The sequence below is a fragment of the Sphingopyxis sp. Root1497 genome (assembly GCF_001427085.1).
Classification (GTDB): domain Bacteria; phylum Pseudomonadota; class Alphaproteobacteria; order Sphingomonadales; family Sphingomonadaceae; genus Sphingopyxis.
The window spans coordinates 1,230,657-1,255,391 of the sequence record NZ_LMGF01000005.1; the positions used below are offsets into that span (position 1 = coordinate 1,230,657).

The 24,735-nt window shown below is 67.3% G+C and carries 18 protein-coding genes; 12 read left to right on the forward strand and 6 right to left on the reverse strand.

Annotation, left to right across the window (positions count from 1 at the left end):
- Window positions 1-21: 21 nt before the first annotated feature.
- The 5 genes from ASD67_RS20340 to ASD67_RS20360 form a co-directional block, all read right to left on the reverse strand.
- Complete coding sequence (locus tag ASD67_RS20340) at window positions 22-1,269, reverse strand: amidohydrolase family protein (RefSeq protein ID WP_056350992.1); 1,248 nt, start codon at window positions 1,267-1,269, stop codon at window positions 22-24.
- A 1-nt stretch (window position 1,270) separates the two neighbouring features.
- Window positions 1,271-2,743 carry an amidohydrolase gene (locus ASD67_RS20345; RefSeq protein ID WP_056350994.1) on the reverse strand — a complete coding sequence of 491 codons (1,473 nt, stop codon included), beginning with the start codon at window positions 2,741-2,743 and terminating at the stop codon, window positions 1,271-1,273.
- Window positions 2,744-2,828: 85 nt separating this feature from the next.
- The gene (locus tag ASD67_RS20350; protein WP_056350996.1) at window positions 2,829-5,909 is read right to left on the reverse strand and encodes a TonB-dependent receptor domain-containing protein; all 3,081 of its coding nucleotides are present in this window, start codon (window positions 5,907-5,909) and stop codon (window positions 2,829-2,831) included.
- Between the two features lie 197 nt (window positions 5,910-6,106).
- Window positions 6,107-6,571, reverse strand: a complete 465-nt coding sequence (locus tag ASD67_RS20355; protein WP_056350997.1) for a RidA family protein — start codon at window positions 6,569-6,571, stop codon at window positions 6,107-6,109.
- 2 nt (window positions 6,572-6,573) lie between these two features.
- Window positions 6,574-7,860 carry a dicarboxylate/amino acid:cation symporter gene (locus tag ASD67_RS20360; protein WP_056351000.1) on the reverse strand — a complete coding sequence of 429 codons (1,287 nt, stop codon included), beginning with the start codon at window positions 7,858-7,860 and terminating at the stop codon, window positions 6,574-6,576.
- Window positions 7,861-8,063: 203 nt separating this feature from the next.
- Between ASD67_RS20360 and ASD67_RS20365 the strand changes: the two genes are divergently transcribed.
- Complete coding sequence (locus ASD67_RS20365; protein WP_200938076.1) at window positions 8,064-9,863, forward strand: amidohydrolase family protein; 1,800 nt, start codon at window positions 8,064-8,066, stop codon at window positions 9,861-9,863.
- 141 nt (window positions 9,864-10,004) lie between these two features.
- Here the strand turns inward: ASD67_RS20365 and ASD67_RS20370 are convergent, their stop codons facing one another.
- Window positions 10,005-11,123, reverse strand: coding sequence for a M20 family metallopeptidase (locus ASD67_RS20370; RefSeq protein ID WP_082545209.1), 1,119 nt, complete (start codon window positions 11,121-11,123; stop codon window positions 10,005-10,007).
- Window positions 11,124-11,224: 101 nt separating this feature from the next.
- Here ASD67_RS20370 and ASD67_RS20375 point away from each other — a divergent pair, with 101 nt between their 5' ends.
- From ASD67_RS20375 to ASD67_RS20425, 11 genes are all read left to right on the forward strand, one after another.
- The gene (locus tag ASD67_RS20375; protein WP_056351004.1) at window positions 11,225-11,992 is read left to right on the forward strand and encodes an IclR family transcriptional regulator; all 768 of its coding nucleotides are present in this window, start codon (window positions 11,225-11,227) and stop codon (window positions 11,990-11,992) included.
- Complete coding sequence (locus tag ASD67_RS20380; RefSeq protein ID WP_056351006.1) at window positions 11,989-13,017, forward strand: ketopantoate reductase family protein; 1,029 nt, start codon at window positions 11,989-11,991, stop codon at window positions 13,015-13,017. The genes ASD67_RS20375 and ASD67_RS20380 overlap by 4 nt, the downstream gene beginning before the upstream one ends.
- The gene (locus ASD67_RS20385; RefSeq protein ID WP_056351008.1) at window positions 13,001-13,759 is read left to right on the forward strand and encodes an SDR family NAD(P)-dependent oxidoreductase; all 759 of its coding nucleotides are present in this window, start codon (window positions 13,001-13,003) and stop codon (window positions 13,757-13,759) included. The genes ASD67_RS20380 and ASD67_RS20385 overlap by 17 nt, the downstream gene beginning before the upstream one ends.
- A gap of 13 nt (window positions 13,760-13,772) precedes the next feature.
- Window positions 13,773-14,696 carry a polysaccharide deacetylase family protein gene (locus ASD67_RS20390; RefSeq protein WP_056351010.1) on the forward strand — a complete coding sequence of 308 codons (924 nt, stop codon included), beginning with the start codon at window positions 13,773-13,775 and terminating at the stop codon, window positions 14,694-14,696.
- A 113-nt stretch (window positions 14,697-14,809) separates the two neighbouring features.
- Window positions 14,810-16,264 carry an amidohydrolase family protein gene (locus ASD67_RS20395; protein ID WP_082545210.1) on the forward strand — a complete coding sequence of 485 codons (1,455 nt, stop codon included), beginning with the start codon at window positions 14,810-14,812 and terminating at the stop codon, window positions 16,262-16,264.
- Between the two features lie 42 nt (window positions 16,265-16,306).
- A complete protein-coding gene (locus tag ASD67_RS20400; RefSeq protein WP_056351012.1) occupies window positions 16,307-17,614 on the forward strand; it encodes an MFS transporter in 1,308 nt (435 codons plus the stop codon).
- A gap of 32 nt (window positions 17,615-17,646) precedes the next feature.
- Window positions 17,647-20,430 carry a M14 family metallopeptidase gene (locus ASD67_RS20405; protein WP_056351014.1) on the forward strand — a complete coding sequence of 928 codons (2,784 nt, stop codon included), beginning with the start codon at window positions 17,647-17,649 and terminating at the stop codon, window positions 20,428-20,430.
- A complete protein-coding gene (locus ASD67_RS20410; RefSeq protein ID WP_082545211.1) occupies window positions 20,417-21,322 on the forward strand; it encodes a creatininase family protein in 906 nt (301 codons plus the stop codon). The genes ASD67_RS20405 and ASD67_RS20410 overlap by 14 nt, the downstream gene beginning before the upstream one ends.
- Complete coding sequence (locus ASD67_RS20415; RefSeq protein WP_200938077.1) at window positions 21,319-22,248, forward strand: MBL fold metallo-hydrolase; 930 nt, start codon at window positions 21,319-21,321, stop codon at window positions 22,246-22,248. The genes ASD67_RS20410 and ASD67_RS20415 overlap by 4 nt, the downstream gene beginning before the upstream one ends.
- 42 nt (window positions 22,249-22,290) lie before the next feature.
- Window positions 22,291-23,871: a bifunctional protein tyrosine phosphatase family protein/NAD(P)/FAD-dependent oxidoreductase gene (locus tag ASD67_RS20420; protein ID WP_056351016.1), complete on the forward strand. Its 1,581-nt coding sequence runs from the start codon at window positions 22,291-22,293 to the stop codon at window positions 23,869-23,871.
- On the forward strand, window positions 23,832-24,665 hold the full coding sequence (locus ASD67_RS20425) for a sulfite exporter TauE/SafE family protein (protein WP_056351018.1): 834 nt from the start codon (window positions 23,832-23,834) through the stop codon (window positions 24,663-24,665). The genes ASD67_RS20420 and ASD67_RS20425 overlap by 40 nt, the downstream gene beginning before the upstream one ends.
- Window positions 24,666-24,735: the final 70 nt, after the last annotated feature.

Below are 24,735 nucleotides of genomic sequence, written 5' to 3' on the forward strand. Positions count from 1 at the left end.
GGGCGGGCGCGGCGCGGCGCGTCAGCGCGTGTAGCGCTTGCCGAGTTCGGTCGCGCGCGAGGTCAGCGGCTGTTCCTTGCCGGCGATGAAGATCGCGGTCGGCTGGGTCAGCGGCTCGAGCGGATCGCCATCCCAGATCACAATGTCGGCGGCCTTGCCGGGTGCGATAGAACCCATCTGGTCGGCGACGCCGAAGATGCGCGCCGGTGCGAGCGTAAGCGCCTCGATCCCTGCGGCGTAGGGAAGGCCGCGCGATACTGCGAGCCCGGCATTATAGCGCATCTCGCGCACGCGGTGCCCGGCGTCGTTGCCGCCGATCGCGATCTCGACCCCCGCCGCCTTCAGGATCGATGCGTTCTGGAGCGAGGCCCCGAGCATGTCGAAGTTCGCGGGGATGTTCGAGGTCGGATTGATGAGCACGGGGACCTTCGCCGCCGCAATCTCGTCGGCGACGCGCCAGGCTTCCTCGGCGCCGGAGAGGATGATCTTGAGCTTGTAGTCGCGCGCGAGCTTCAGCACCTGCTGGATGTCGGCGGCGCGGTGGACGACGACGATAAGCGGCATCGTGCCAGCGAGAACGGGCTTCAGCGCGGCGACGTCGGCCTGCGACAGTTCGAACGGATATTCGTCGCGCGGCGCCTGGCGCGCGAGGTCGAAGATCTGGCGTAGCTGGACGAATTCGGCAGCGCGCGAACCGCCGATGCGCGCGGCGCCGTCTTCGCCAAGTTCGAGCATCATGCCGACGCCGGGGCGGTGGAGGATGGCCGCGCCCTCGCCGAGCGAGATCAGTGCCGCCTTGCCTGCGAAGGGCAGCTCGCGTTCCTTCTCGCTGTCGTCATAGTCGGGCATCACGACCGCGTGGGTGACGCCGCCGAGCCGCGCGATGGGTATGAGCGTCGAGGCCGGGTTGAGGCCGTACTGGACATCGAACGAGGCGCTGATCCCCGAATTATGCGTCTTGTTGTCGACCGAGCCATCGACCGAGCTCACCTCTAGGAGGCCGAGCGCGGTGTTCACCGCGATGAGCCCGGGGGTGACGATCGCGCCCTTGGCGTCGATCGTGCGCACGCCCGCGGGCACCGCCACATTCGAACCGGCGGCGGAAATCCGCCCGTCGCGTACGAGGACCGTGCCATTCTCGACCTCGCCGACCGGGCCGGGGGTCAGGAGATGCGCGTTGGTGATGGCGAAGGTCTGCGCTGCGAGCGGCGTTGCGGTCGCGGCGAGGGCCAGAGCGAGGCTTGTGAAAGCCGAGAGCCGGTGTTGCATCTCATTCCTCCCCGACCGGTTGGCCGATTTCAAAATCGCTTCGGTAGCGCGTGGCGGGATCGCTCGTGTCGAGGACGAGCGCGCCATCGATGAAGACCTTCTCGGCGATGGCGTAGACGCTGAACGGATTCTTGCTCCACAGCACAACGTCGGCCATCTTGCCGGGTTCGAGCGAGCCGGTGCGGTCGGCGATACCCATGATCTTCGCCGGATTGATGGTGATCCACTTGATCGCCTCTTCCTGCGGAATGTCGATGCCCGCACGGCGACCGGCGGCCATCGCGACCGCGCTCTCGACATTGAGGCGCTGGATCAGGCGCTGTTCGTCCGAGTGAATCGCGACGCAGACGCCAGCCTTGCTGAGGATCGCGGCATTTTCCTCGATCGCGTCATAGGCTTCCATCTTGAAGCCCCAGCGCGTCGCCCAGGTGGCAACGCAGACGTCGTCGGCGACGAGCAGGTCGGCTATTTTATAGGCCTCGACCGCGTGATGGAAGGCGCGCGTCTTGTAACCGAACTCGTGGCCGACATCGAGCATCACGGCCATTTCGTCGGCGCGGTAGCAATGGTTCTGGACGAGGATGTCGCCCTTGAGCACGCCTGCGAGCGTCTCGAGGCCGAGGTCGCGCTTGGGCGCCTCGCCGCCTTCGCCGCGCGCGCGCTTCTTTTCATAGGCGTCGACCTTGCGGCCATATTCGGCGGCGTCGATCCATGCGCGGCGGAAACCCGCGACCTCGCCCATGCGCGTGGCGGGTGCGCGCCCGCGGCTGCCGTAGCGGCCCTTCGGATTCTCGCCGCACGCCATCTTGAGCGTGTAGGGCGCGCCCGGGAACTTCATCTGCTGGACGGTGACCGCGGGCACATTTTTCACGCTGACGCCGCGCCCGCCGAAGAGATTGGCGGAGCCCGGGAGAATGAGCAGGCTGGTCACGCCGCCGGCGCGCGCCTTGGTGAAGACCGGGTCCTGCGGCCAGATCGAATGTTCGGCCCAGACATGCGCGGTGTAGGGATCGATATTCTCGTTGCCGTCGGCATGCCCCTGGACGCCGGGCGCCGGGAAGACGCCGAGGTGCGAGTGGGCGTCGATGATGCCGGGGGTTACCCATTTGCCGCGTCCGTCGATGACGCGCGCCCCCGAGGGAACGGCAACATCGGCGCCGACCGCGACGATCTTGCCGGCGGACATCAGCACGGTGCCATTGTCGATCCGGGTGCCGGTGCCGGTGCCGGTCAGGATCGAGGCGCCGACGATCGCGGTGTCGGCGGCGGGACGCGGCTGATAGGTGCTCGCAAACGGTGCGGGCGCCGGCGCTGCAGCCGGTTCCGCGAGCGGCGGTGGGGTGCTGGCGGGACGCGCCGAGGAGGCATCGGCGGCGCAGCCCGCGAGAAGTGCGAGCGCGGTGCCGAGAAGCGCGGCGCGCGCGGCGCGGGGGCCGCGGGCCGGGGAGACGGTGTCGGAGAAATGTCGTGTCACGCCGGAATCACCTTGTGCGAAACGATGGGAAGGGCGGCATTCCGGCCGCCGCGCGGGGGTGCGCGGCGGCCGGACGGGTGGTGCGTCAGAAATTCTTTTTCACGCTCGCGTACCAGTAGCGCGGGTTCGGCGAATAGAGCGAACCCATATAGCCGAAGGCGCTCGAATCGAGCGGCGGGCGCGCGTTGGTGATGTTGCGCACGCCGACACGCAGCTGGGTGCCGTCGGTGAACCCGCCCTTGAGGTCATACTGGAGATAGAGATTGCCGGTCGTATAGGATTTGAGCAACAGATTTTCGCCATTCACCGAGATGTCGTTGTCGAGCACGCTTCCCGTGTAGCTCACGAAGCCGCCCGCGGTGAACTGGCCGAGCTTCCAGGTCAGCGAGGCCGAGCCGCGCCATTTGGGAAGCCCGTCCTGGCGGATCAGGCTGCCGCCCTCGGGAATGATCGTGTCGATGTTGATCGTTCCCGCCGCGCGCGCATCGAGCAGCGTCTGGATGTCGGGCGAGGCGTCGCGGAAATATTTGAGCAGATAGGCTGCGTTGGCGCTGAAGTCGAAGTTGCCGATGCCGGTGTCGCGTACCGAGAGGTTGAAGCCGAAGTCGATGCCGCGAACCGTCTGCGGTTCGAGGTTGCGGTAGATGTCGTCGACATATTGGACCTGGCCGACGGGCGCGATGCCCGTGCCGGCGAAGAGCGCGATATCGTCGGCAGTCGGCGCGGCGCGCACGACATTGGGATCGGTCGAGCCCTGCAAACGCTGGAGGTAGTCGTTGATCAGCGCATTGCCCTCGCCATAGACCCCGACGATACCCTTCTGCTTTACCTGCCAATAGTCGACGGTGAAGGTCGTGCGGACGCCGCCGCTGTTGAAGATCGGCGGCTGGAGCACGGTGCCGACGGTGAAGGTCGACGAGGTCTCGGGCTTGAGGTCGGGGTTGCCCGCACGGCGACCCGTGGTCACGAAGCTCTGGGCGCAATTGCCGAACGTCGCGATGCGGCCCGCGCGCAGGTCGGCTTCGCAGCGAATATAGTCGGTGCGGCTGTTGCCGCGGGTGACGATGGTCGCGTTGGTCTGCTCGAGATTGGGAGCGCGGAAGCCCTGTGCCCACGAACCGCGGATGCGCCAGCCTTCGAACAGGTCCCACGCCGCCGCGACTTTCGGCTTCGCGATGCCGCCGAAATCCGAATAATGTTCATAGCGCCCCGCCAGCTGCAACTCGAGGCTGCGGATGAGCGGGATTTCCATCTCGGGCGCGATCAGCGGCACCGCGAGCTCGGCATAGGCTGCGAAGACGGTGCGCGAACCCTTGGTGTCGGGGGTCGGGCTGACGCCGAACAGATCGCTCGGCTGGACGATTCCGGTGACGGTATCGGTCCATGTGATCGTGCCATCGACGCGCTCGTCGCGATCGTCGAGCTGGGAATCGCGGCGGACTTCGCCGCCGATCGCCATGCCGACATTGCCCGCGGGCAGCGCGAAGAGATCGGCTTTCGATGCCTTGAAATCCCACAAGGCCAGCGTCGCCTTGCCGCGCCGCGTGCTCTTGATGCGGATCGCGTCGAGCGCGGCCTGGTTGCTCGGGCTGGTGTCGATGCCGGTCGGATCGGAGGGGTTGCCACCGTTGAAAGGATTATAGGCATCAGGGGTCGAAAGCGCGAGATTCTTCTGGAGAAGGGTTGCGCTGATCCCGTCCTGCACGTCGCGCACGCTCGACTCGGAATAGACCGCAGCGGTTTCCCAGTTGAAGCCGAGCGCTTCGCCGCGCAGGCCGAGGACCGCGCGATACTGGCGGTTGGTCACGTCGACAATCGTCGGCCCGAGATCGGTGAAACGATAATTGGTCATCGTCACCGGGAGGCCCGCGGCGGGAGCGTCGATGCCCGAAAGGCGGTTCGGGTTGACGCTGCCGTTGGCGAAGGTGACGGGGCCGAAGGGGTTCCAATAGTTCGACGCCGGGATCGACATGCGGATCGATCCGATTGTGAAAACGCTGTCCTGAACACTGCGCGTCTTGCCGTAATAATAGCCGGCCTCGCCGAACAGCGTGACGCTGTCGGAGAGATCATAATGGCCGCTCGCGAACAGGTTGATACGGTCGAGCTTCGGCGAGATCGAGATCGGATAATTGGCCTGCGCGTTCCAGCGGGTGTTGCGGTCGGCGCCGGTCGTGGCCCGTGTGCCGTCGTCGATGCAGATGTCGCCGGCGAGCGTCGCCGAGCAGCCGCCGTTCGCGGTCGGCTGGAGCGAGAAGACGCCGGCATTGGTGGTGATGTTCGTGGTGCCGCGGCGGACACGCACCCCGGTCGTGAAGTCGCCCCAGGGCGACAGGGTGTTACGATCGTCGAGCGCATTGTTACCCGCAAAGACGGTGCCCGCGAAATCGGGAAAGTCGCGGTGGTCGGCGGTCGCGGTGAAATCCTGGTCCTGCGAGGTCAGCGCGGTGCGGCGCGTATAGTTGAACAGGAGCGAGATATTGCCGCGGTTCTCGGCGAGGTCCTTGCCGAGATAGCCCGAGGCGTTGAATTCGCGAAGGCCTGTGCCTTCGCCGCCGCCATATTGAAGCGACAGGCTGCCGCCGTTGATATTGTCGCGCAGCACGGTGTTGACGACACCCGCGACCGCGTCGGTGCCGTAGAGCGCCGCGGCGCCGTCGCGCAGCACTTCGACGCGCTGGATGCCGTATACGGGGATCGCATTGGTATTGTAGGTGATTACGGGAGCGAGCGAGGCGCTCGCCTGGCTGCCCGGATGCTGGACGACGCGGCGGCCGTTGAGCAGCACCAGCGTGTTGCCGACGCCGAGGCCGCGCAGATCGACCGACCCGATGTCGCCGCGCGCGAAGTTGCTGCTCGTCTGGCCGCTGCTGCTGTTGAAAGAGACATCGCCCATCTGCGGGATTGAGCGGAAAAGATCGTCGCCGGATACGGCTGCGGTGGCGGCGATTTCGCTTTCGCCGACGACGGTGACGGGCAATGCCTCGGTGATTTTGGAGCCGGCGATGCGGCTGCCGGTTACGACGATTTCGGACCCGGCGGGGTCGGCGGCACTCGTCTCTTCGGACGCGGCGTCCTGCGCGAAGGCGGTTCCGGTGCCGACGAGGCAAAGCGATGAGGATGCGAGCAGCAAGGCCCGGCGAAGCGGTGTGTTAAGCTTAAGCATGCGATGTCCCCTGATTGTCGACCCTGTGTCGTCCTCCATGCGAGCGGATGGATCGTTGACGCCCATCTCAATTCGCTCTGACGCAACGCCGATTGAAATCCCCACCGCGATACGGCAGAAAATTTCAACCGGCTCTGCCGGAAGGCAACTTTATGTGGGGGGAGCCCATAGCAGCCGTTCCGGAATTGTCTATTGATTTAATCGACAATCTCGAAAGAGGCGTCGACTTCGACCGCGAAATTGAACGGCAGGCGGTAGACGCCGATCGCCGAACGGGCATGTTTTCCGGCTTCGCCGAAGACATCGACGATGAGGTCCGAGCAACCGTTCATCACCGCGGAGATTTCGAAGAACTCGGCGCCGGCCTGCACATAGCCGCCGAGCCGGAGGACGCGCCCGACGCGGTCGAGATCGCCGTCCGCCGCAGCCTTGAACTGCGCGATGAGGTTGATTGCGCAGAGCCGCGCGGCGGTGATGCCGTCGGCAAGGCTGCAGTCGTCGCCGACAATGCCCTTGATCCCGCCACCCGCATGGGTCGAGAGCTGGCCCGAGATCTGCACGATGTTGCCCGAGCGCGTCGACGACACATAGTTGGCGACCGGCGGACAGATCTCAGGCAGTTCGATCCCGAGGCTGGCGAGACGGCTTTCGATACGAGGCATATTCACTCCTTGGTTGCGAGAGAGGGTAGTTGTTCGGCGGGTGCAGGCTCGCCGGCGGCGGCTTCGTGCGCCATGCGCCGGCCTTCCCAGCGGTCGATGACCGCGGCGGCGACCGAATTGCCGACGACGTTGGTCGCCGAGCGGCCCATGTCGAGCAGATGATCGACCGCGAGGATCAGGAGCAGCCCGGCCTCGGGCAGCTTGAAATATGCTAGCGTCGCCGAGATGACGACGAGCGAGGCGCGCGGGACGCCCGCCATGCCTTTCGAGGTCACCATAAGCAGGAGCAGCATGGTGATCTGCTGGCCGATGGTCATGTCGATGCCATAGGCCTGCGCGATGAAGAGCACGGCGAAGGTGCAATACATCATCGAGCCGTCGAGATTGAAGCTGTAGCCGAGCGGCAGGACGAAGGAGACGATGCGGCGGTTGACGCCCTGCTTTTCGAGCTCCTCCATCGTCCTGGGGTAAGCGGCTTCCGAGCTCGCGGTCGAGAAGGCGAGAAGGACCGGGGTGCGGATGCCGCGGAAGAGACCGAAGGCGCGCGCGCCGATGATCGCGAGGGCGGCGAGGAACAGGACGAGCCAGAGCACGCCGAGCGAGAGATAGAAGCCCGAGACGAAGCCCGCATAAGTGACGAGGACACCGGGCCCTTGCGTCGCGACGGTCGAGGCGAGCGCGGCGAAGATCGCGACCGGGGCGGTCTTCATCACGAAACCCGTCACCTTGAGCATGATCGCGGCGATCTGCTCGACGAGCGCGAGAACGGCGGGCGCCTTGTCGTCGATCGCGGCGACGGCCGAGCCGACGAGGACCGAGAAGACGACGATCTGGAGGATTTCATTCTCGGCCATCGCCTGGACGATCGATTGCGGAATGAGGTGGGTGACGAACTGCTTGAGCGAGAAGTCGGCCGTCGCGACGACGCCTTCGGCGCCCGTCGTTGGCAGCTCGAGCGCGAGGCTCGCGCCGGGCTGGAGCAGGTGGACCATGAAGAGCCCGATCGAGAGCGACACGATCGACGCGCCGATGAACCAGCCCATCGTTTTCGCACCGACGCGGCCGATCGCGGCGGCATCTTCCATATGCGCGATCCCCGTGACGAGCGTCGCGAAGACGAGCGGGGCGATGATCATCTTGATGAGGCGGAGGAAGAGGTCGGTCAGGATCGAGAGATTGTCGGCGATCTCGGCTGCCTTGGCGGCGGGGAAATGCGAATTGACGAACCAGCCGGCCGAGATGCCGGCGACCATGGCGAAGATGAGGATGAAGGCGAAAGCTCTGTTCATGACTGTCCCGTTCCGGCTTCGCCCCGGCGGGGGCGTACAGAAGGCAGAGACGCAGGCGCGGCGAGGTTCCGCAGCAGCAATGCGGTCGACAAGCGCATTTTGTTGCGACATGGCGAGCGCGGACCGAACGGCGAGGTGGGGATATCCTTCGGCGCTGCGTCAAAGCAGGGCAGGATGACAATCAGATAATCGAGGAGACGCGCGTGGCCAGTTTTCGGAAGATGCTCGTAGCGGGAACGGCAATTGCCGCCGGGCTTGGCTGGGCAGGCCAATCGGTGCTTGCCAAGCCGGGCGGCGAAGTGGTCGCGATCACCGGCGCTACGATCTTCGATGCGACGGGCAAGGATCCCTATCGCGGCACCGTCGTCGTGCGTGACGGCCGGATTGAGGCGGTCGGCGCCGACGTCAAGGTTCCGAAGGGGGCGAAGGTCGTGCGCGCCGATGGCAAGGCGCTCCTGCCGGGCTTCATCGACGTTCACACCCATTGGTCGCTGTCGGGCATGCCCGGCACGCTGCCGCAGATCGCGAGCGCCTATCTTGCGAGCGGCGTTACGACGGTAAACGACTTCCATCAGCAGCCCGAGGCCTTTGCGCCCCGCCGCGCCTGGCTTGCCGGCATCTATGCGCCGCACGTCAATTTCGTCGCGCGCATGAGCACGCCGGGTGGCCACGGCGCCGACTGGGGCGATACCAACACCACCAAATGGGTCGCGACTGCCGAGAGCGCGCGGCGCGAGGTCCAGGCGCTCCAGCCCTACCGTCCCGATTATATCAAGGCGTTCGCCGACGGCTGGCGCTACGGGCAGCTCCCTGAAGAAACCTCGATGAACCTCGAGACGCTCGCGGCGCTCGCCGACGAGGCGCACAAGCATGGCCAGCGTGTGCTCACCCACACGGTCACGGTCGAGCGCGGCAAGCTCGCCGCCGACGCCGGCATCGACGTGATCGCGCACAGCATCCAGGACGGCGTGCTCGACGCCGACGCGATCGCCCGGATCAAGAAAGCGGGCACCTTCTACGCCCCGACGCTCGCCATCTACCAGCTCAAGCCCGACGAAATGGGCCCCGGGCGCAAGGACGATGCCGCGACGCGCCTGCGTATCCGCAAATATGGCTATGCCGAAGAGAATGTCCGCAATCTCCATGCGGCCGGCGTCATGATCGCGGTCGGGACCGACGCGGGCATTGGCGGCGCAAAGCACGGCATCTCGACGCTCCAGGAAATGGAGCTGCTCGTCGCTGCCGGGCTCACGCCGAAATCCGCCTTGCTCGCTGGCACGTCGAACAGCGCGCTCGCGCTCGGTCTCGCGGTCGACCGCGGCACGATCGAGAAGGGCAAGCGCGCCGATCTCATTCTCATCGACGGCAAGCCCTGGGAGACGATCGGCGACGTCGAGAAGATCGACAGCGTCTTCGTCGACGGCAAGCTTGTGCATGGCGGCGGTGTGAAGCTCCCCGCCGGCAACCTCGCAACGACGCTCCCTGCGGCGCCCGCCGCGCCGCTGATCGACGATTTCGAACGCGCCGATGGCCGCAGCTCGCTCGACACGCTCCGCCTCACCGATATGGACGGCGGCGTCGAGCGTTCGTCGGTGGTCTCCAACCGCGTGACGCACGCGGGCGGCGACGGGTCGGCGCTCGCGTTCGCGGTGCAGATGTCGCTCAAGGACAAGCCCGAAGGCGGCGTTCTCGTGCCCTTGAGCCGTGGGTCCGTCCGTCCGGTCGATGCGCGCAAGTTCGCGGGCGTGCGGGTCGAAATGCGCGGAGCCGGCCGCTATCTCCTCGTCGTGAACACGCTCGCGGGCGAATTCACGGCACCGATCGAGGCAAAGGAAGGCTGGTCCGAGCTGCGCGTGCCGTTCGCCTCGCTCGTGGCGACGCGTCCGGGCCGCGGCGACGCGCCGTCCTGGCGCGGCGACGATCTGGTGCAGGTCGGGGTCGTCGTCCAGCGCGAGGCTGGCGCGAGCGCCTGGGGCGAAATCGACAATCTTGGCTTCTATTGAAGCACGGCTGCCGGCGCGGAGATCGCCGCGTCGGCTCCAGCGGGCTCTCCCGAACGCGGCGTGCGCCTTAGCGGGCGCGTGCCGCGGCCACCCCCGCACCGGCATCGCGGTTCGCCGCGGCGCCGGTGCGGGTCTTTTCGCTCAGAGCGTCTGAAGGAGCCGTTCGACGAGCCGGCGCCGGGGTTCGATCGACGAGATCAGGCAATATTCGTCGAGCGTGTGCGCGCCGTCGCCGTCGACCCCGAGCCCGTCGAGCGTCGGGATGCCGAGCGCTGCGGTAAAGTTGCCGTCGGAGCCGCCGCCGACCATCGGGACTTCGGCAAGCTCGAAGCCGAGCGCCGCGGCTTCCGCCCGCGCCGCCTCGAACAGGCGGGCGACGCCTTCGCTGCGTTCATAGGCGGGGCGGTTGATGCCGCCGCCGACCTTCACCGCGATATCGGGACCGACGGGCTCGAGGCCGAGAATGGCGCGCTCCATCCGCTCGCCCTCGGCGGTATTGGTGATGCGCACGTCGACCGCGAAGCGGCACTGGTGCGGCACGACGTTGATCGCGGTGCCGCCGCCGACCTTGCTGACCGTCGCGGTCGTGCCGCGGCCATAGTCGGTCATGTCCTCGATTTTGAGTATCTGGCGCGCGGCCTCGCGGATCGCGCTGCGTCCGTCCTGATGGCGCGATCCCGCGTGCGCAGGGCGGCCTTCGACCTCGACGTCGAACCAGCCGACCCCCTTGCGCGCGGTGACCGCCGCGCCGCCGGGCCGGGCGGGCTCCATAACGAGCACATGGCTCGACCGGTGCCCGAGGTCCTCGACGAGCGCGCGTGTCGTCGGGCTGCCGATCTCCTCGTCGGGCGAAAGGAGGAAGCGGATCGGCCGCCCGATCGCGGCGCCGAGGCGTGCCGCATTGCGGTACGCCACCAGCGCCAGATAGATGCCGCCCTTCATGTCATAAACGCCGGGCCCGTAAAGCCGGTCGCCGTCGCGGCGCACCGGGAGCGGGCCGGCGAGCGTGCCGACCGGGTGGACGGTGTCGACATGGGTGACGATGAGGATGCCGGGCTGGTCATTGTCGGCGCCGGCGTGAAGCACCGCGCAATCGCCAAGCCCGTCGCGGCCCGGGATCCGTTCGATCCGGATCGGCTCGCCGGCGACCTCCTCGAGAATCATGTCCTGCATCGCGTTGATCGCGGCGGCGTCGTGGGTGGGGCTTTCGAGCGCGAGCCACTGGCTGAGCGTCGCGACCGCTTGTTCGTCTGATGTCATGATGGGCCTTCTTGCTGCTGAGTCGATGCCCGGCCGAAGGGCTTGACGACTCATAGGCGTTGCTGTCATCTCGTTCAACATGACAAATCAGGTTCACATATATGAACGATAGTGTTCGCTCCGCGTCGCGCGTCCTCGATCTTCTCGAACTGCTCGCGGGCGCCGAGGACGGGCTTTCGCTCGCCGAGGCGTGCGAGCGGCTCGGCGCGCCCAAAAGCAGCACCCTGATGCTGCTGCGCACCCTCGCGGGGCGCGGTTATGCGGTGCGCGGCGAAGGCGATCGCTACCGGCTGCACGCGGACTTCCGGAGCGGGGGTTTCGGCTGGGGCGGCCAGGCGGCGCGGCTCGTGGCGGTTTCCGAGCCGGTGCTGCGCGAGCTTGCCGACACGATCGGAGAAACCGCGATCCTCGCGACCCTTACCGACAAGGGCATGGTCCGCCTTCTCGCCAAGGCGGTGACGCACGAGAATATCCGTTACGATATCGACCTGGGACAAGAGCTGCCCGCTTATTGCACCGCGATCGGCCGCGTTCTCCTCGCTCAGATGCCGCGCGAGGCGCGCGCGCCCTATCTGGATTCCATCGAGCCTGTCGCGGTCACACCGCACAGTCTGACCGACCGGGTCGCGATCGAAGCGCGGATCGACGAGGCGGCGCGGGAGGGCATATCGGTCGTTGCCGAGGAATATGCGCTTGGCGGAACCGGAGCGGCGGTGCCGATCCGGCTCGCCGATGGCCGCGTCGTCGGTGCGATCAATGCGGGCTGCATCTCGCCGCGCTTCGTCGGCAAGGAAAAGGCGATAGCAGACGCGCTGCGCGCTGCGGCTTCGGCGATTGCGGCTCGCCTCGACAATCGCGGCGCCGCGTGAGCGGGCGCGTCCTCGTCTGCGGGGCGGGCGCCGTCGGCGGCGCGGTCGGTGCGGCGCTCGTCGATGCTGGCCATGACGTCGAGTTCGTCGACATGGACCGCGATCATGTCGCGGCGCTTCGCGACCCCGGGCGGGGTCTCGTGATCGAAGGTCCTGTTCGCTCGCGGGCGGGCCCGGTCCGCGCCTGGCGTCCCGATGAGCTTACGGGGCAGTGGGACAAGATCATGATTTGCGTCAAGGCGCACCACACTTCCGCCGCGGCCGCGATGATCGCACCGCATCTTGCCGACGGCGGCTGCGTGCTCACCTTGCAGAACGGGCTCGCCGCGCGCCTTGCCGCCGATGTGCTCGGGCGCGACCGCGTCGTTGTCGGCTTCGTCAATTTCGGGGCCGACCGGACCGGCGACGGCAGGATCATGCTCGGGAATCGCGGCGCGGTGGCGCTTGGCGAATGGGAGGGGACGACGACCGTGCGCCTCGGCGAGCTCTTCCGGCTGCTCGGCGACTTCGAACCCGACGTGGTTGCAACCCCCGACATATGGGCCTTCATCTGGGGCAAGCTCGCTTATGCCGCGCTGCTCTTCGCCGAGGCGACCGCAAATGCGGGCATCGCCGCGACGCTCGACCGGCCCGAACTGCTGCCGCTCTGGCGCAAACTTGCCGGAGAGGCGATCCGGACGGCGCGCGCCGAAGGTGTCGAGCCCGCCGGATTCAACGGTTTCGAGCCTGCGGCGTTCGGACCGCTAGCGCGCGCCGCCGAAAGCGCCGCGAGCATTCGCGCGATCGCCGATTTCTATCGCGGCGGCGCCAAGCCCCATTCGGGCGTGTGGCGCGACCTCGCTGTTCACCGTCGCAAAACCGAGGTCGATGCGCAGCTCGGCATGGTCGCGGACCTCGCCGCCGCGCGCGGTATCGCAACGCCCGCATTATCGGGGCTGATCGCGCTCATTCATCGGATCGAGAGCGGCGCCGCGGTCCAGGACGACGCCCATCTCGCGCAGCTCGCCGATGCCTTCGCTGCCTGATCTTGTCGGCCGCTCGGTCGCTGTCAGCGGCGTCGGCTCGGCCTTCGGCGTCGCGATCGCCGACGCTTTTCGTGCGCAGGGCGCCCATGTCTATGGATGCGATCTCGATCCTTCGGGCTTCGAGGCGCCGGTCGCCGCGGGGATTCGCTGCTCGGCGGTCGATCTTCGCGACCGCGCGGCGGCGGCAGGCTGGATCGAGGCGGTCGCCTGCGAGGCGGGCGGCATCGATGTCCTCGTCAACAATGCGGGCGGCGTCGCCGGCCAGCAGCACCAGCCCTTTGAGACGCTGTCCGACGCCGACTGGGATGTCGTGCTCGACATCAATCTCAACGCGGCGATGGCGCTGTCGCGCGCCGCCACGCGGCATATGGCGGCCGCCGGATCGGGCGCAATCGTCAACATCTGTTCGGGCGCCTCGCTACGCGCCTCGCTCACCGGCATCCAGGCCTATTGCGCGGCCAAACACGGACTTCTCGGGCTGACCCGGCAGCTTGCGCACGAACTCGGACCGCAGGGCATTCGGGTCAATGCCATCGCTCCCGGGCTCGTGCTCACTGGCGAGGCGACGCTCCGTCAGTGGGACGCCTATGGCCCCGAGCGGCAAGCGGCGATCCTCGGCGGTGTCGCCATGCGCCGGCTCGGCAGCGCGGAGGACATTGCGCGGGCGACGCTGTTCCTCGCCTCGGACTGGGCGGGGTTCGTGACCGGCCAGATATTGAGCGTCGATGGCGGCATCCGGTGAGGGAGCAAGGACTATGACCGACATGGCGGCACGCGAGCCCTGGCAATGGGACGAGGCCGAATGGCGCGGACGCGTGAACCGCGTGCGCGCGGGGCGCCGGCTCGCCCCGGCATCCTGGCCGGACGGCAAGGGCTTTGCGGTCGCCATCTCGTTCGACAGCGATCATGAGACCAACGAACTGCGCGATGGCGGCAATTCGATCTCGCGGCTGAGCTGGGGCGAATATGGCGCGCGCGTCGGCGTGCCCCGAATATTGGACCTGCTCAAGCGCCATAGCGTGCCGGCGAGCTTCTATGTGCCTGCGGTTGCCGCGCTATTGCATCCCGACGAACAGCGCCGCGTTGTTGCCGAGGGTCATGAAATCGGTCTTCACGGCTGGATTCACGAACGCAATTCGGTTCTGCCCGAAGCGGCCGAACGCGACCTCATGCTGCGCTCGGCCGACACGATCGAGACGGTCTGCGGCGAACGCGCGATCGGCATCCGCACCCCGTCGTGGGATTTCGGACCGGGTACGCTCCGCACGATCCGCGACATGGGGCTCGCCTATGACAGCTCGCTCATGGCGGACGAGGATTGCTATGAACTGCTGCTCGACGGGGAGGAATGCGGCGTCGCCGAGCTCCCGGTCGAGTGGATCCGCGACGACGCACCCTACTTTCTGATGGACCGTTTCGGATCGGCACGGCCGCACCTTGCGCCCGCCGACGTGTTCGACATCTACCGGCGCGAGCTCGACGCCGCGTGCGACGCGGGCGGGCTGTTCCAGCTCACCCTCCATCCGCACATCATCGCCGCGCGCTCGCGCATCTGGATTCTCGACGAGCTGCTCGGCCATGCCGCCGCGCGCGGAGCCTGGTTCGCCACCCACCGCGACGTCGTCGCGCATGCGCGCGCTGCCGCATCCGGCCCGGGATCGAGCAGAGAAAAAGCATGAACCTGAAAAAGTCTGGTGGGGTCAACCCGCGAGGCTGCGTCTTAACCAACGAGGGCGGGCCTTTCAGGCCGAATCAAGTGCTCGCCCTCACTTCAAAGGAGCCGCTGTCCGCCATGAAAGCGAAACTGTCCTTCCAGTCGTCCCTTGCAAGGACCTGTCTCGGGGCCACGGCCGCAGCGGCTCTTCTTGCCCTTTCGGCTGCCTCCGCTGCACAGGCGCCTGCCGCCGAACCCGTTCCCAAGCTCAACGACCGCCGCCCGTTCCTCGGGCCCGACGCGCGAACGAGCGACGATCCCGTGCGCATTCCGATGAAGCCCGTCGCCGAAACCGGCCCCGAGCTAGTCATTCGCGGCGGGCGCCTGTTTGACGCGGTGAGCGGCGGCGTCCGCCCCGCGACCGTCGTCATCCAGGGCAATCGTATCAAGGCGGTTCTGCCGCCCGATGCGACCGGCTGGGGTCCCGACGCGAAGATCATCGATGCCGCGGGCAAGACGGTGATGCCGGGGCTCATCGACATGCATACGCACGTCACCTATCCCGACCGCGCCTCGCCGTTCGACGAGCAGGGCAGCGAAGGGGCAGGGACGCTCCGCGGTCAGCGCAACCTTCGCTATTTCCTCGAGTATGGCTTCACCTCGGTGCGCGACCTCAACGGCGTCAGCAACGCGCCGTTCCTGCTCAGCCAGTGGAGCGCCGCGGACATGATCCCCGCGCCGCGCGTCTTCGCGGCGGGCTGGATCATCACCGGCACCGGCGGCCACGCGACCGAGCGTCCCTCGATCCCCAGCCATGGTCCCGATTACGCCAAGGAGGTCGACGGCCCCGACGCCTGGCGCGGCATGGTGCGCAAGGCGTTCAAGGAAGGCGCGAGCGTCATCAAGATCGCGAGCCACTTCGCGCCCGACGAAGTGCGCGCAGCGATCGAAGAGGCGCACCTGCTCGGCCTCAAGGTCACCTGCGACTGCGAGACCATCTACACCGAGATGGCGGTCGACGCAGGCATCGACATGATAGAGCATCCGCTGCCGCGGTCGGACGCCGCGATTGCCAAGATGGCGAAGAAGAAGATCGCTGCGGTGCCGACCTTGCAGGTCTACCAGAATCTCCTCGACCGCGCCGGCGGCTTTTATGGTTCGACGTCGCGCCGGTTCACCATGACGAGCCAGGGCAATTTCGACGAGTTCAAGAAGATGAAGGCCGCGGGCATCATCATGGGCGTCGGCACCGACACGATCGGCGACGCGAGCCTGATGGTTCCCAACAGCTATATCGCCGAGCTCAAATGGTTCGTTCGCGGCGGCTATTCGGTGACCGACGCCCTGAAAGCGGGAACGATCGTCAACGCGCGTCTCCTCGACATGGGCGATGAGCTCGGCAGCATCGAAGCCGGCAAGCTTGCCGACATCATCATCGTCGATGGCCGTCCCGACGAGAATCTCGACGATCTCGCGAAGGTCCAGCAGGTCATCAAGGACGGCCAATGGCTGATCAAGGATGGCGAGCTCGTTACTCCGCGCCATGTTTCGACGCCGCTCGTCAAACCCTCGCCCCCGGCGGACGTGAAGTGATGCCCCGCGCGTCGCTTGCCAAAGCTTAGGGGAGGGCGCGCGATGGACGCGACCGAGGCTGTCGCCGGACGCATCGAACCGACGCGCCGCGAAACCGCGCGCGCGCTCGGCTCGGCGATGATCGGCAACTGGTTCGAGCTCTTCGATTTCATCATCTACGGCTATTTCGCGGCGCAGATCGGCCACGCGATGTTCCCTGCGGCCGACCCGGTGACGATCATCCTGTCGAGCTTCGCAACCTATGGTGTCGGCTTCGTCATGCGGCCGGTCGGCGGTGTGGTGCTCGGCCATTTCGGCGATCTCTACGGCCGCAAGAGCGCGCTTGTCTTCACTATGTTGCTTATGGCGGGCGCCACCGGCGCCACCGGTCTCATTCCATCCTATGCGACGATCGGGATCGCGGCGCCGATCCTGCTCGTCATTTGCCGGCTTCTCCAGGGCTTTGCCGCCGGCGGCGAATGGGGCGGGGCGACCACCTTCCTCGTCGAATATGCGCCGCCGCACCGCCGCGGCTTCTACGGCGCGCTCCAGCAGCTCAGTACGAGCGTCGCGATCCTTTCGGCGCTCGGCACCTCGCTCCTCCTCAACGCGCTGCTTACCGAACAGCAGATGATCGACTGGGGCTGGCGGATTCCGTTCCTGCTCGGCTTCCTCGTCGCGCCGGTCGGTTTCTACCTGCGCCGCAGCGTCCGCGAGACCCCGCGCTACCGCGCCGCGAGCGAAGACCGGTCGGCGAGCCCAATCCGCGAAGTGATCGCGCATCACCGCGGCGCCGTCGCCAATGTCTTCGGCGTCGCGATCATCTGGTGCGTCGCGGGCTACACCTTTGGCGCCTTCCTCATCAGCTATGCGACCGAGCTTCTCCATATCGAGCGCGGCACGGTGCTCGTCGCGATCACCGCCGGTACGCTGGTCAATCTCGCAGTGATCCCGCTCGCGGGGCATCTCTCGGACCGCTTCGGGCGCAAGCCCTTTCTCGTCGCGAGCGCGACCTGCTTCCTGTTGCTCGTCTTTCCGCTCTTCCACGCGATGGCGAGTTTCCAGGCGCCGTGGACGATCTACGCGACGGCGGTCACCGCGGGCATTTTGAGCGGTCTCTACAGCGGCTGCGCGCCGACATTTCTTTGCGAACTCCTGCCGACGCGCGTGCGCTATTCGGCGCTTTCGGTCGGCTATAATGGCGCGGTGATGCTCTTCGGCGGCTTCGCGCCCTTCATCGCGACCTTGCTCATCCAGCAGACCGGCGCGCTCGCGGCGCCCGCCTTCTACGTCATGTCGGCCGCCGCGCTGACGCTCGTCTTCCTGCTTCGACTGAAAGCGCCCGATCAGGCCACCGCGCTCGATCGCTAGCCGCCAACAACCAACCAAGAGGGTCCCGACTTATGAAACGACTGGCCGCCGCCGCCGCCTTCGCGTGGCTGATGACGACGAGCGCCGCGATCGCGGGCCCCGTCCCGACGCCGAAGGACGTGCTCGGCCACGATATGGGCGAGGACCGCTATGTCGCGAGCTACAGCGAGACGGCGATCTACTGGAAGCGGCTCGCCGAGGTGAGCGACCGGATAAAGCTCGTCGACATCGGACCGACCGTCGAAAAGCGGCGCCAGCTCATGGCGATCGTCTCCTCGCCCGAGAATCTCGCGATGCTGGGCAAATATAAGGACATCTCCGAACGGCTCGGCCGCGCCGAAGGGCTGACCGACGAGCAGGCGCGCGCGCTCGCCCCCGAAGGCAAGGCGGTGATCTGGGTGGATGGCGGCATTCATGCGAGCGAGACGCTGACCCATTCGGCGATCATCCAGCAGGTCTATGACCTTGTGAACAGCGACGACGCCGAGGCGAAGCGCATCCGCGACAATGTCATCATCCTCTTCGTTGCCAACAATCCCGACGGGCAGGAGCTCGTCGCCAACTGGTATATGCGCATCAAGGATCCGGCGAAGCGCGAGGCGGGCTTCGAAAGCCTGCCCAAGCTCTACCACGCCTATGTCGGCCACGATAACAACCGCGACTTCTACATGGCCGAGATGCCTGAGACGCAGAATATCACTCGCGTCCTTTTTCGCGACTGGCGACCGCAAGTCGTGCTCAACCAGCATCAGACCGGCCCGGCAGGCACCGTCGTTTTCATTCCGCCCTTCCGCGATCCCTTCAACTTCAACTTCGATCCGCTCGTGATGACGAGCCTCGAGGAAGTCGGCGCGGCGATGCAGTCGCGCCTGCTCGCCGAGGGCAAGCGTGGCGGCACGTCGCGCGACGGCGCGCATTACGACACCTGGTACAACGGCAACCTCCGCTCGATCTCCTATTTCCACAATGCGATCGGCATCCTCACCGAGACGATCGGTAAGCCCGTTCCGATCGATATCGAGCTCGTCCCCGAGCGCCAGCTTCCGGGCAACAATCAGCCCGCACCGATCGCGCCCCAGAAATGGCATATCGGCCAGTCGCTCGAATATAGCATGACGATCAACCGCGCGGTGCTGAGCTATGCCGCGGCGAACCGCGAAAAGCTGCTCTTCAACATCTACCGCATGGGCGCGAACAGCATCGCGCGAGGCAGCGAGGATAGCTGGACGATGACCCCGACGCGGATCGCCGAGATGCACGCCGCATCGGCGGCGACCGGCGCCAAGCCCGTCGCGACGCGCACGCGCGGCAGCAGCTCGATCGATCCCCGCTTCTACGATGCGGTCATGAAGAATCCGGCGAACCGCGACGCGCGCGCCTACGTGATCGACCCCGGCCAGCGCGACTATCCGACCGCGATCCGCTTTTTGAACGCGCTGATCAAGCTCGGCGTCGACGTCGATCGCGCCAGCGCGCCGTTCAGCGCCAACGGCAAGTCCTGGCCGGCGGGGACCTATTTCGTGCGCACCGCGCAGGCGTACCGGCCGCATATCCTCGATATGTTCGAGCCGCAGGATTATCCGGAGAATTTCGAATATCCCGGCGGCCCGCCGATCCCGCCCGCCGACGCCACCGGTTACACGCCCGCTTTCCAGATGGGCGTCGGTTTCGAGCGCGTGCTCGACGCGCTCGATGTCCCGTCCGAGCGCATTTCGACCCGGGTTTCGGCCAGTCCGGGGCGGATCGTCGGCGAGGGCAAGGCGGGCTATCTCGTCGGCCACGGCGCGAACAACAGCTTCATCCTGTCGAACCGCCTGCTGAAGGCGGATCAGCCGGTGTCCTGGCTGTCGCAGCCTGTCGCGGTTGCCGGCGGCGCGGCCGAACCCGGTGCCCTCTGGGTTCCCGCAAGCCCGGCAGCGACGCGCATCGTCGAAGCGGCGGCGAGCGAACTCGGGCTCGACGTCGAACGCGCAGCGGCGGCGCCGGCCGGCGACCGCATGGCGATGAAGCGTCCGCGGATCGCGCTCGTCGATATCTACGGTGGCCTTATGCCCACGGGGTGGATGCGCTGGATCTTCGACCAGCATGAGTTTCCGTTCGCCATCGTCTATCCCAAGCAGCTCGATGCCGGAAAGCTCCGCAAGGATTTCGACGTGATCATCATGCCGCACGCGGCCTTCCAGCTTCAGGCCGGGCGCGCGAGCGGCGACGGCATGTTCCGCGGATGCGGCGACGACAAGCAGCCCAAGCCCGACGAAATCCCGGCCGAATATCGCGCCTGGCTTGGGTCGGTGACGGCCGACAAGACGATTCCTGCGCTGAAGGCCTTCGTCGAGGACGGCGGCTCGCTGATCGCGATGGGCGGCTCGGCGCAGGCGCTTGCGCAGGCGATGGACTTGCCGGTCGAGGATGCCGTCGCGGAGACGGTCGACGGCAAGACCGCGCGCCCGCCGCGCAGCCAATTTTATGTGCCGGGAGCCCTCGTCGAAGCGTCGGTCGAACATGCGTCGCCCTACGCTTACGGCATGCCCGACAAGGTCGATCTCTTCTTCGACGACAGCCCGGTGTGGAAGCTCAAGCCGGGTACGACCGGGGTGCAGGTTCCGGTTCGCTTTTCCGGCGTGCCGAAACTCAAGAGCGGCTGGGCGCACGGTCTCGAGCGGCTCGACGGCGCCGCGGCGGTCGTCGAGGTCGATCGCGGCAAGGGCCGGATCGTGCTCATCGGCCCCGAAGTGGCGCTCCGCGCGCAGACGCATGGCGCGTTCAAGCTTCTGTTCAACGCCATCTATCTGGGCGCGGGTCATGGCAAGCGCTGAGGCGAAGACCAAGGCGCGCGCGGCAGGACGCAGCGAGACCGTCGGGGCGTCGGCGCGGGGCGCGGGCGCGCCCGCGAAGCGCGCGCACGCGCTTCAGGATCTGAGTTGGCCCGAGTTTCGGGACCGGCTCGCGGGCAATCCGCCGATCCTGTTGCCGCTAGGCAGCCAGGAGCAGCAGGGGCCGCACGCGCCGATGGGCGATTATGTCCTTGCCGAACGGCTCGCGCTCGCGGCGGCCGAGCGCGCCGGCGCGATCTGCGCGCCGGTGCTGCCGTTCGGACATGCCGATTTCTTCCGCGGCGCCGCGGGCGGCATCCAGCTTCGGGCTGCCACCTTTTCGATGATCCTCGAGGACATGGTCACCGCCTTCCTTGACCATGGCCTCAGCCATATCGTCATCTGCAACGGCCATTCGACGAACGCGCCGCTGATCGCGCAGGTCGCGCAGAAGCTCAGGGCCGAGCGCGGCGTGATGATCGCCTCGCTCAATCTCTGGCGCATGATCCCCGACAGCCTCTGGGAGGAGGTTCATGGCGCCGGCAGCGCCCGCGCGCGCGGCCATGGCGCCGATCCCGTCACCTCGGTCGGTCTCCATCTCACGCCCGAACTGATGCGTATGGGCGCGGCGCGCCCCGCGATGCGTTCAAACGCCTTCGGCCTGCCGACGACGAGCCTGTTTGCGGGCGTGACCTTCGGCGGGTTCGAGGTCGGGCTGCCGCTCGACGTCACCGAAGTCGCGTCGAACGGTGTGGGGGCGGGCGATCCGACCCTTGCTTCGGCCGAGGCCGGCGCGCGCTTCTCCGAATGGATCATCGCCGCGATCGCCGACTTCGTTGCCCATTTCCGGCGCTGCGATCCCGCGCGGCCGCACCTCGGACCCGACCCGGCATGAGCGAAGCATTGACAGACAAGGCGCTGGCCGCCGCCCATGCGCAGCTCGCGGGCACCGCCAAGGGCAGCGCGTCGGTACGCGCCTTCTTCGATCCCGCGACCTCGACCATCTCTTATGTCGTCCACGATCCCGCGACGATGCGCGGGGCGGTCATCGACAGTGTCCTCGATTTCGAAGCCGCGTCGGGCAGGACGTCGACCGCTTCGGCGGAAGCGATCGTCGCCTATGTGCAAGGGGCGGGCATCGCGATCGACTGGCTGCTCGAGACGCACGCCCATGCCGACCATCTCTCGGCCGCGCCCTGGCTCGCGAAGATCGTTGGCGGTACCATCGCGATCGGCGAGCATATCCGCGACGTCCAGAGGGTGTTCGGCGATATCTTCAACGCCGGCGCCGAGTTTCGCCGCGACGGCTCGGACTTCGGACGGCTGTTCGCCGATGGCGAGCGTTTCGCGATCGGCGATCTCCCGGTCACGGTGCTCCATGTCCCGGGGCACACCCCGGCGTGCGTCGCCTATGTCGTGGGCGACGTCGTCTTCGTCGGCGATACGATGTTCATGCCCGACTATGGCTCGGCGCGCGCTGACTTTCCGGGAGGCGACGCGGCGCAGCTCTTCCGCTCGCTGCGGCGCATCCTCGATCTGCCCGCCGAAACGCCGCTCTTCATGTGCCACGATTATCTGACCGCGGAGCGCGAGGAGCATCGCTGGGAGGCGACGGTCGGCGAGCAGCGCGCGGGCAATGTCCATGCGCGTGACGGGATCTCGGAAGACGAATTCGTCGCCCGGCGGCGCGCGCGCGACGCCGGCCTCGCGATGCCGACGCTGCTGCTGCCCGCGGTGCAGGTCAACATGCGCGCCGGGCGGCTGCCCCCCGCCGAGGCCAATGGCGTCGCCTACCTCAAGATACCGGTCGACCGACTGTAAGCGCCGGCGGCCCCCAAGGCCCCCCCGACGAACGGAGAGTTTATGAGCATCAGGACCCTGACCCCCACGCTTCGCGTGTCGCCGCAGATCGATCCGGCCGATGTCGCGGGGCTTGCCGCCTCGGGCTTTCGCGCGATCGTCTGCAATCGCCCCGACGGCGAGGAAGCGGGTCAGCCTGCCGCGTCTGCGATCGCAGCGGCGGCCGAGGCCCATGGCCTGCGCTTCATGCATATCCCGGTCGTCTCGGGACGCATCGTGGAGGGCGATGCCGCCGCGATGGCGCGCGCGCTCGCCGAACTGCCCGTGCCCGTCCTTGCCTATTGCCGCTCGGGCGCTCGTTCCGAGCAGCTCGCCGGCATGGCCGCCGCGTGCGGCAGCGAGGGCGGGATCGCTCGCTATGATATCGTGGTGATCGGCGGGGGGAGCGCGGGAATCGCAACCGCCGCGAGCATCTTGCGCCGCCGTCCGGGCGTGTCGCTCGCGATCGTCGAGCCGAATGAGGATCATTATTACCAGCCCGGCTTCACGATGGTCGGCGGCGGCATTTTCGCCGCCGAAGCGACGCGCCGGGGCGAAGAGGGGCTGATCCCCGAAGGCGCCGAATGGATTCGCGGCGCGGCAGCGTCCTTCGATCCCGCCGCCGACCGGGTCACGCTCGCCGACGGACGCGTGCTCGGCTATGGCGCGCTCATCGTCTGTCCCGGGCTGAAGCTCGACTGGGACGCGATCCCGGGGCTGGCCGACGCGCTCGGCGCCGACGGCGTGACCTCCAACTATCGATACGATCTCGCGTCCTATACCGACCGGCTCGTGCGGCGGTTCCGCGGCGGGCGGGCGCTGTTCACCCAGCCGCCGATGCCGATCAAATGCGCAGGCGCGCCGCAGAAGGCGATGTATCTCTCCTGTCATCGCTGGGAGCGCGCCGGTCTGCTCGGGCAGGCCGATGTCCAGTTTCATACCGCGACCCCGTCGCTGTTCGGGGTCGCGGCCTATGTGCCGGCGCTCGAGGCCTATATCGCGCGCTACGGCGTCGACCTGCAGCTCGAATCGCGTCTCGTCTCGGTCGACGGTCCGGCAAAGGTCGCGCTGTTCGAGCAGCGCCGCGGCGACACGGTCCGCCGCGTCGAGGAGCGCTTCGACTTGATCCATGTCGTGCCGCCGCAGGTCGCCCCCGAGTTCATCGCGTCGAGCCCGCTCGCGGCGCCTTCGGGCTTCGTCGCGGTCGACGAGGCGACGCTCCGCCACAGCGTCTATGCCAATATCTTTGCGCTCGGGGACGTTGCCGGCACGACCAATGCGAAGACCGCGGCGGCGGCACGCAAGCAGGCCCCGGTGGTCGCGCTCAACGCGCTCGCGGCGCTCGACGGCGCCGCGCCGGTCGCCGCCTATGATGGCTATGGGAGCTGCCCGCTCACTGTCGAGGCGGGGCGGATCGTCCTCGCCGAATTCGGCTATGGCGGCAAATTGCTGCCGACCTTCCCCAAGTGGCTGATCGAAGGCACGCGGCCGTCGCGGCTCTCCTGGCTCCTCAAGGAGAAGATTCTTCCGACCGTCTACTGGAACGGCATGCTTCGCGGCCGCGAATGGCTCGCGGCGCCCGCGCCGCTTGGTTCGGGCGGGTGACGCTCAACACGCTCCAATATCTGCTCGGCGGCCTGTCGGGCGGGATCGTCGGTTTCACGCTCGGGCTGGTTGGCGGGGGCGGCTCGATCCTCGCCGTGCCGCTCATGGTCTATCTCGTCGGTGTCGCCAGCCCGCATGTCGCGATCGGGACGAGCGCGCTCGCGGTGGCGGCCAACGCCGCCTCGGGGCTTGCGCAGCATGCGCGGGCCGGAACGGTCAAATGGCGCTGCGGCTTTCTTTACGCGGGGAGCGGCGTCGTCGGCGCGCTGGCGGGCTCGACCATCGGCAAGGCGATCGACGGCCAGAAGCTGCTCTTTCTCTTCGCGCTCCTGATGCTCGGCGTCGGGGTGCTGATGCTGCGCGGACGGAATAATCCGGGGATCGAGGGTGCCGCGTGCAATCGTCACAACGCGCCCAAGGTGCTCGGCTATGGTCTCGGGACCGGCGGCTTTTCGGGCTTCTTCGGCATCGGCGGCGGGTTCCTCATCGTCCCCGGGTTGATCGCGTCGACGAAGATGCCGATCCTCAATGCCGTCGGGACGAGCCTCGTTGCGGTCACCGCCTTCGGGCTCACCACCGCGCTGAGCTATGCGATGTCGGGTCTCGTCGACTGGACGCTTGCCGCCATCTTCATCGTCGGCGGGCTCGTCGGCGGCGTTGCCGGGGCCCGCGCCGCACGAAAATTGTCGAGCCGCGGCACGCTGACGATGATCTTCGCCGGACTGATCTTCGCGGTGGCGGCCTATATGCTGTTCCGCAGCGCGACGGTGCTTCTCGCGGGTGCTGCCGGTTGATGTCCTGGCCGATGGCCGCCATGCTCGCGCTCCCGCCCCTTGCCGCACGCGCGCAATCTTGACCTTCCGA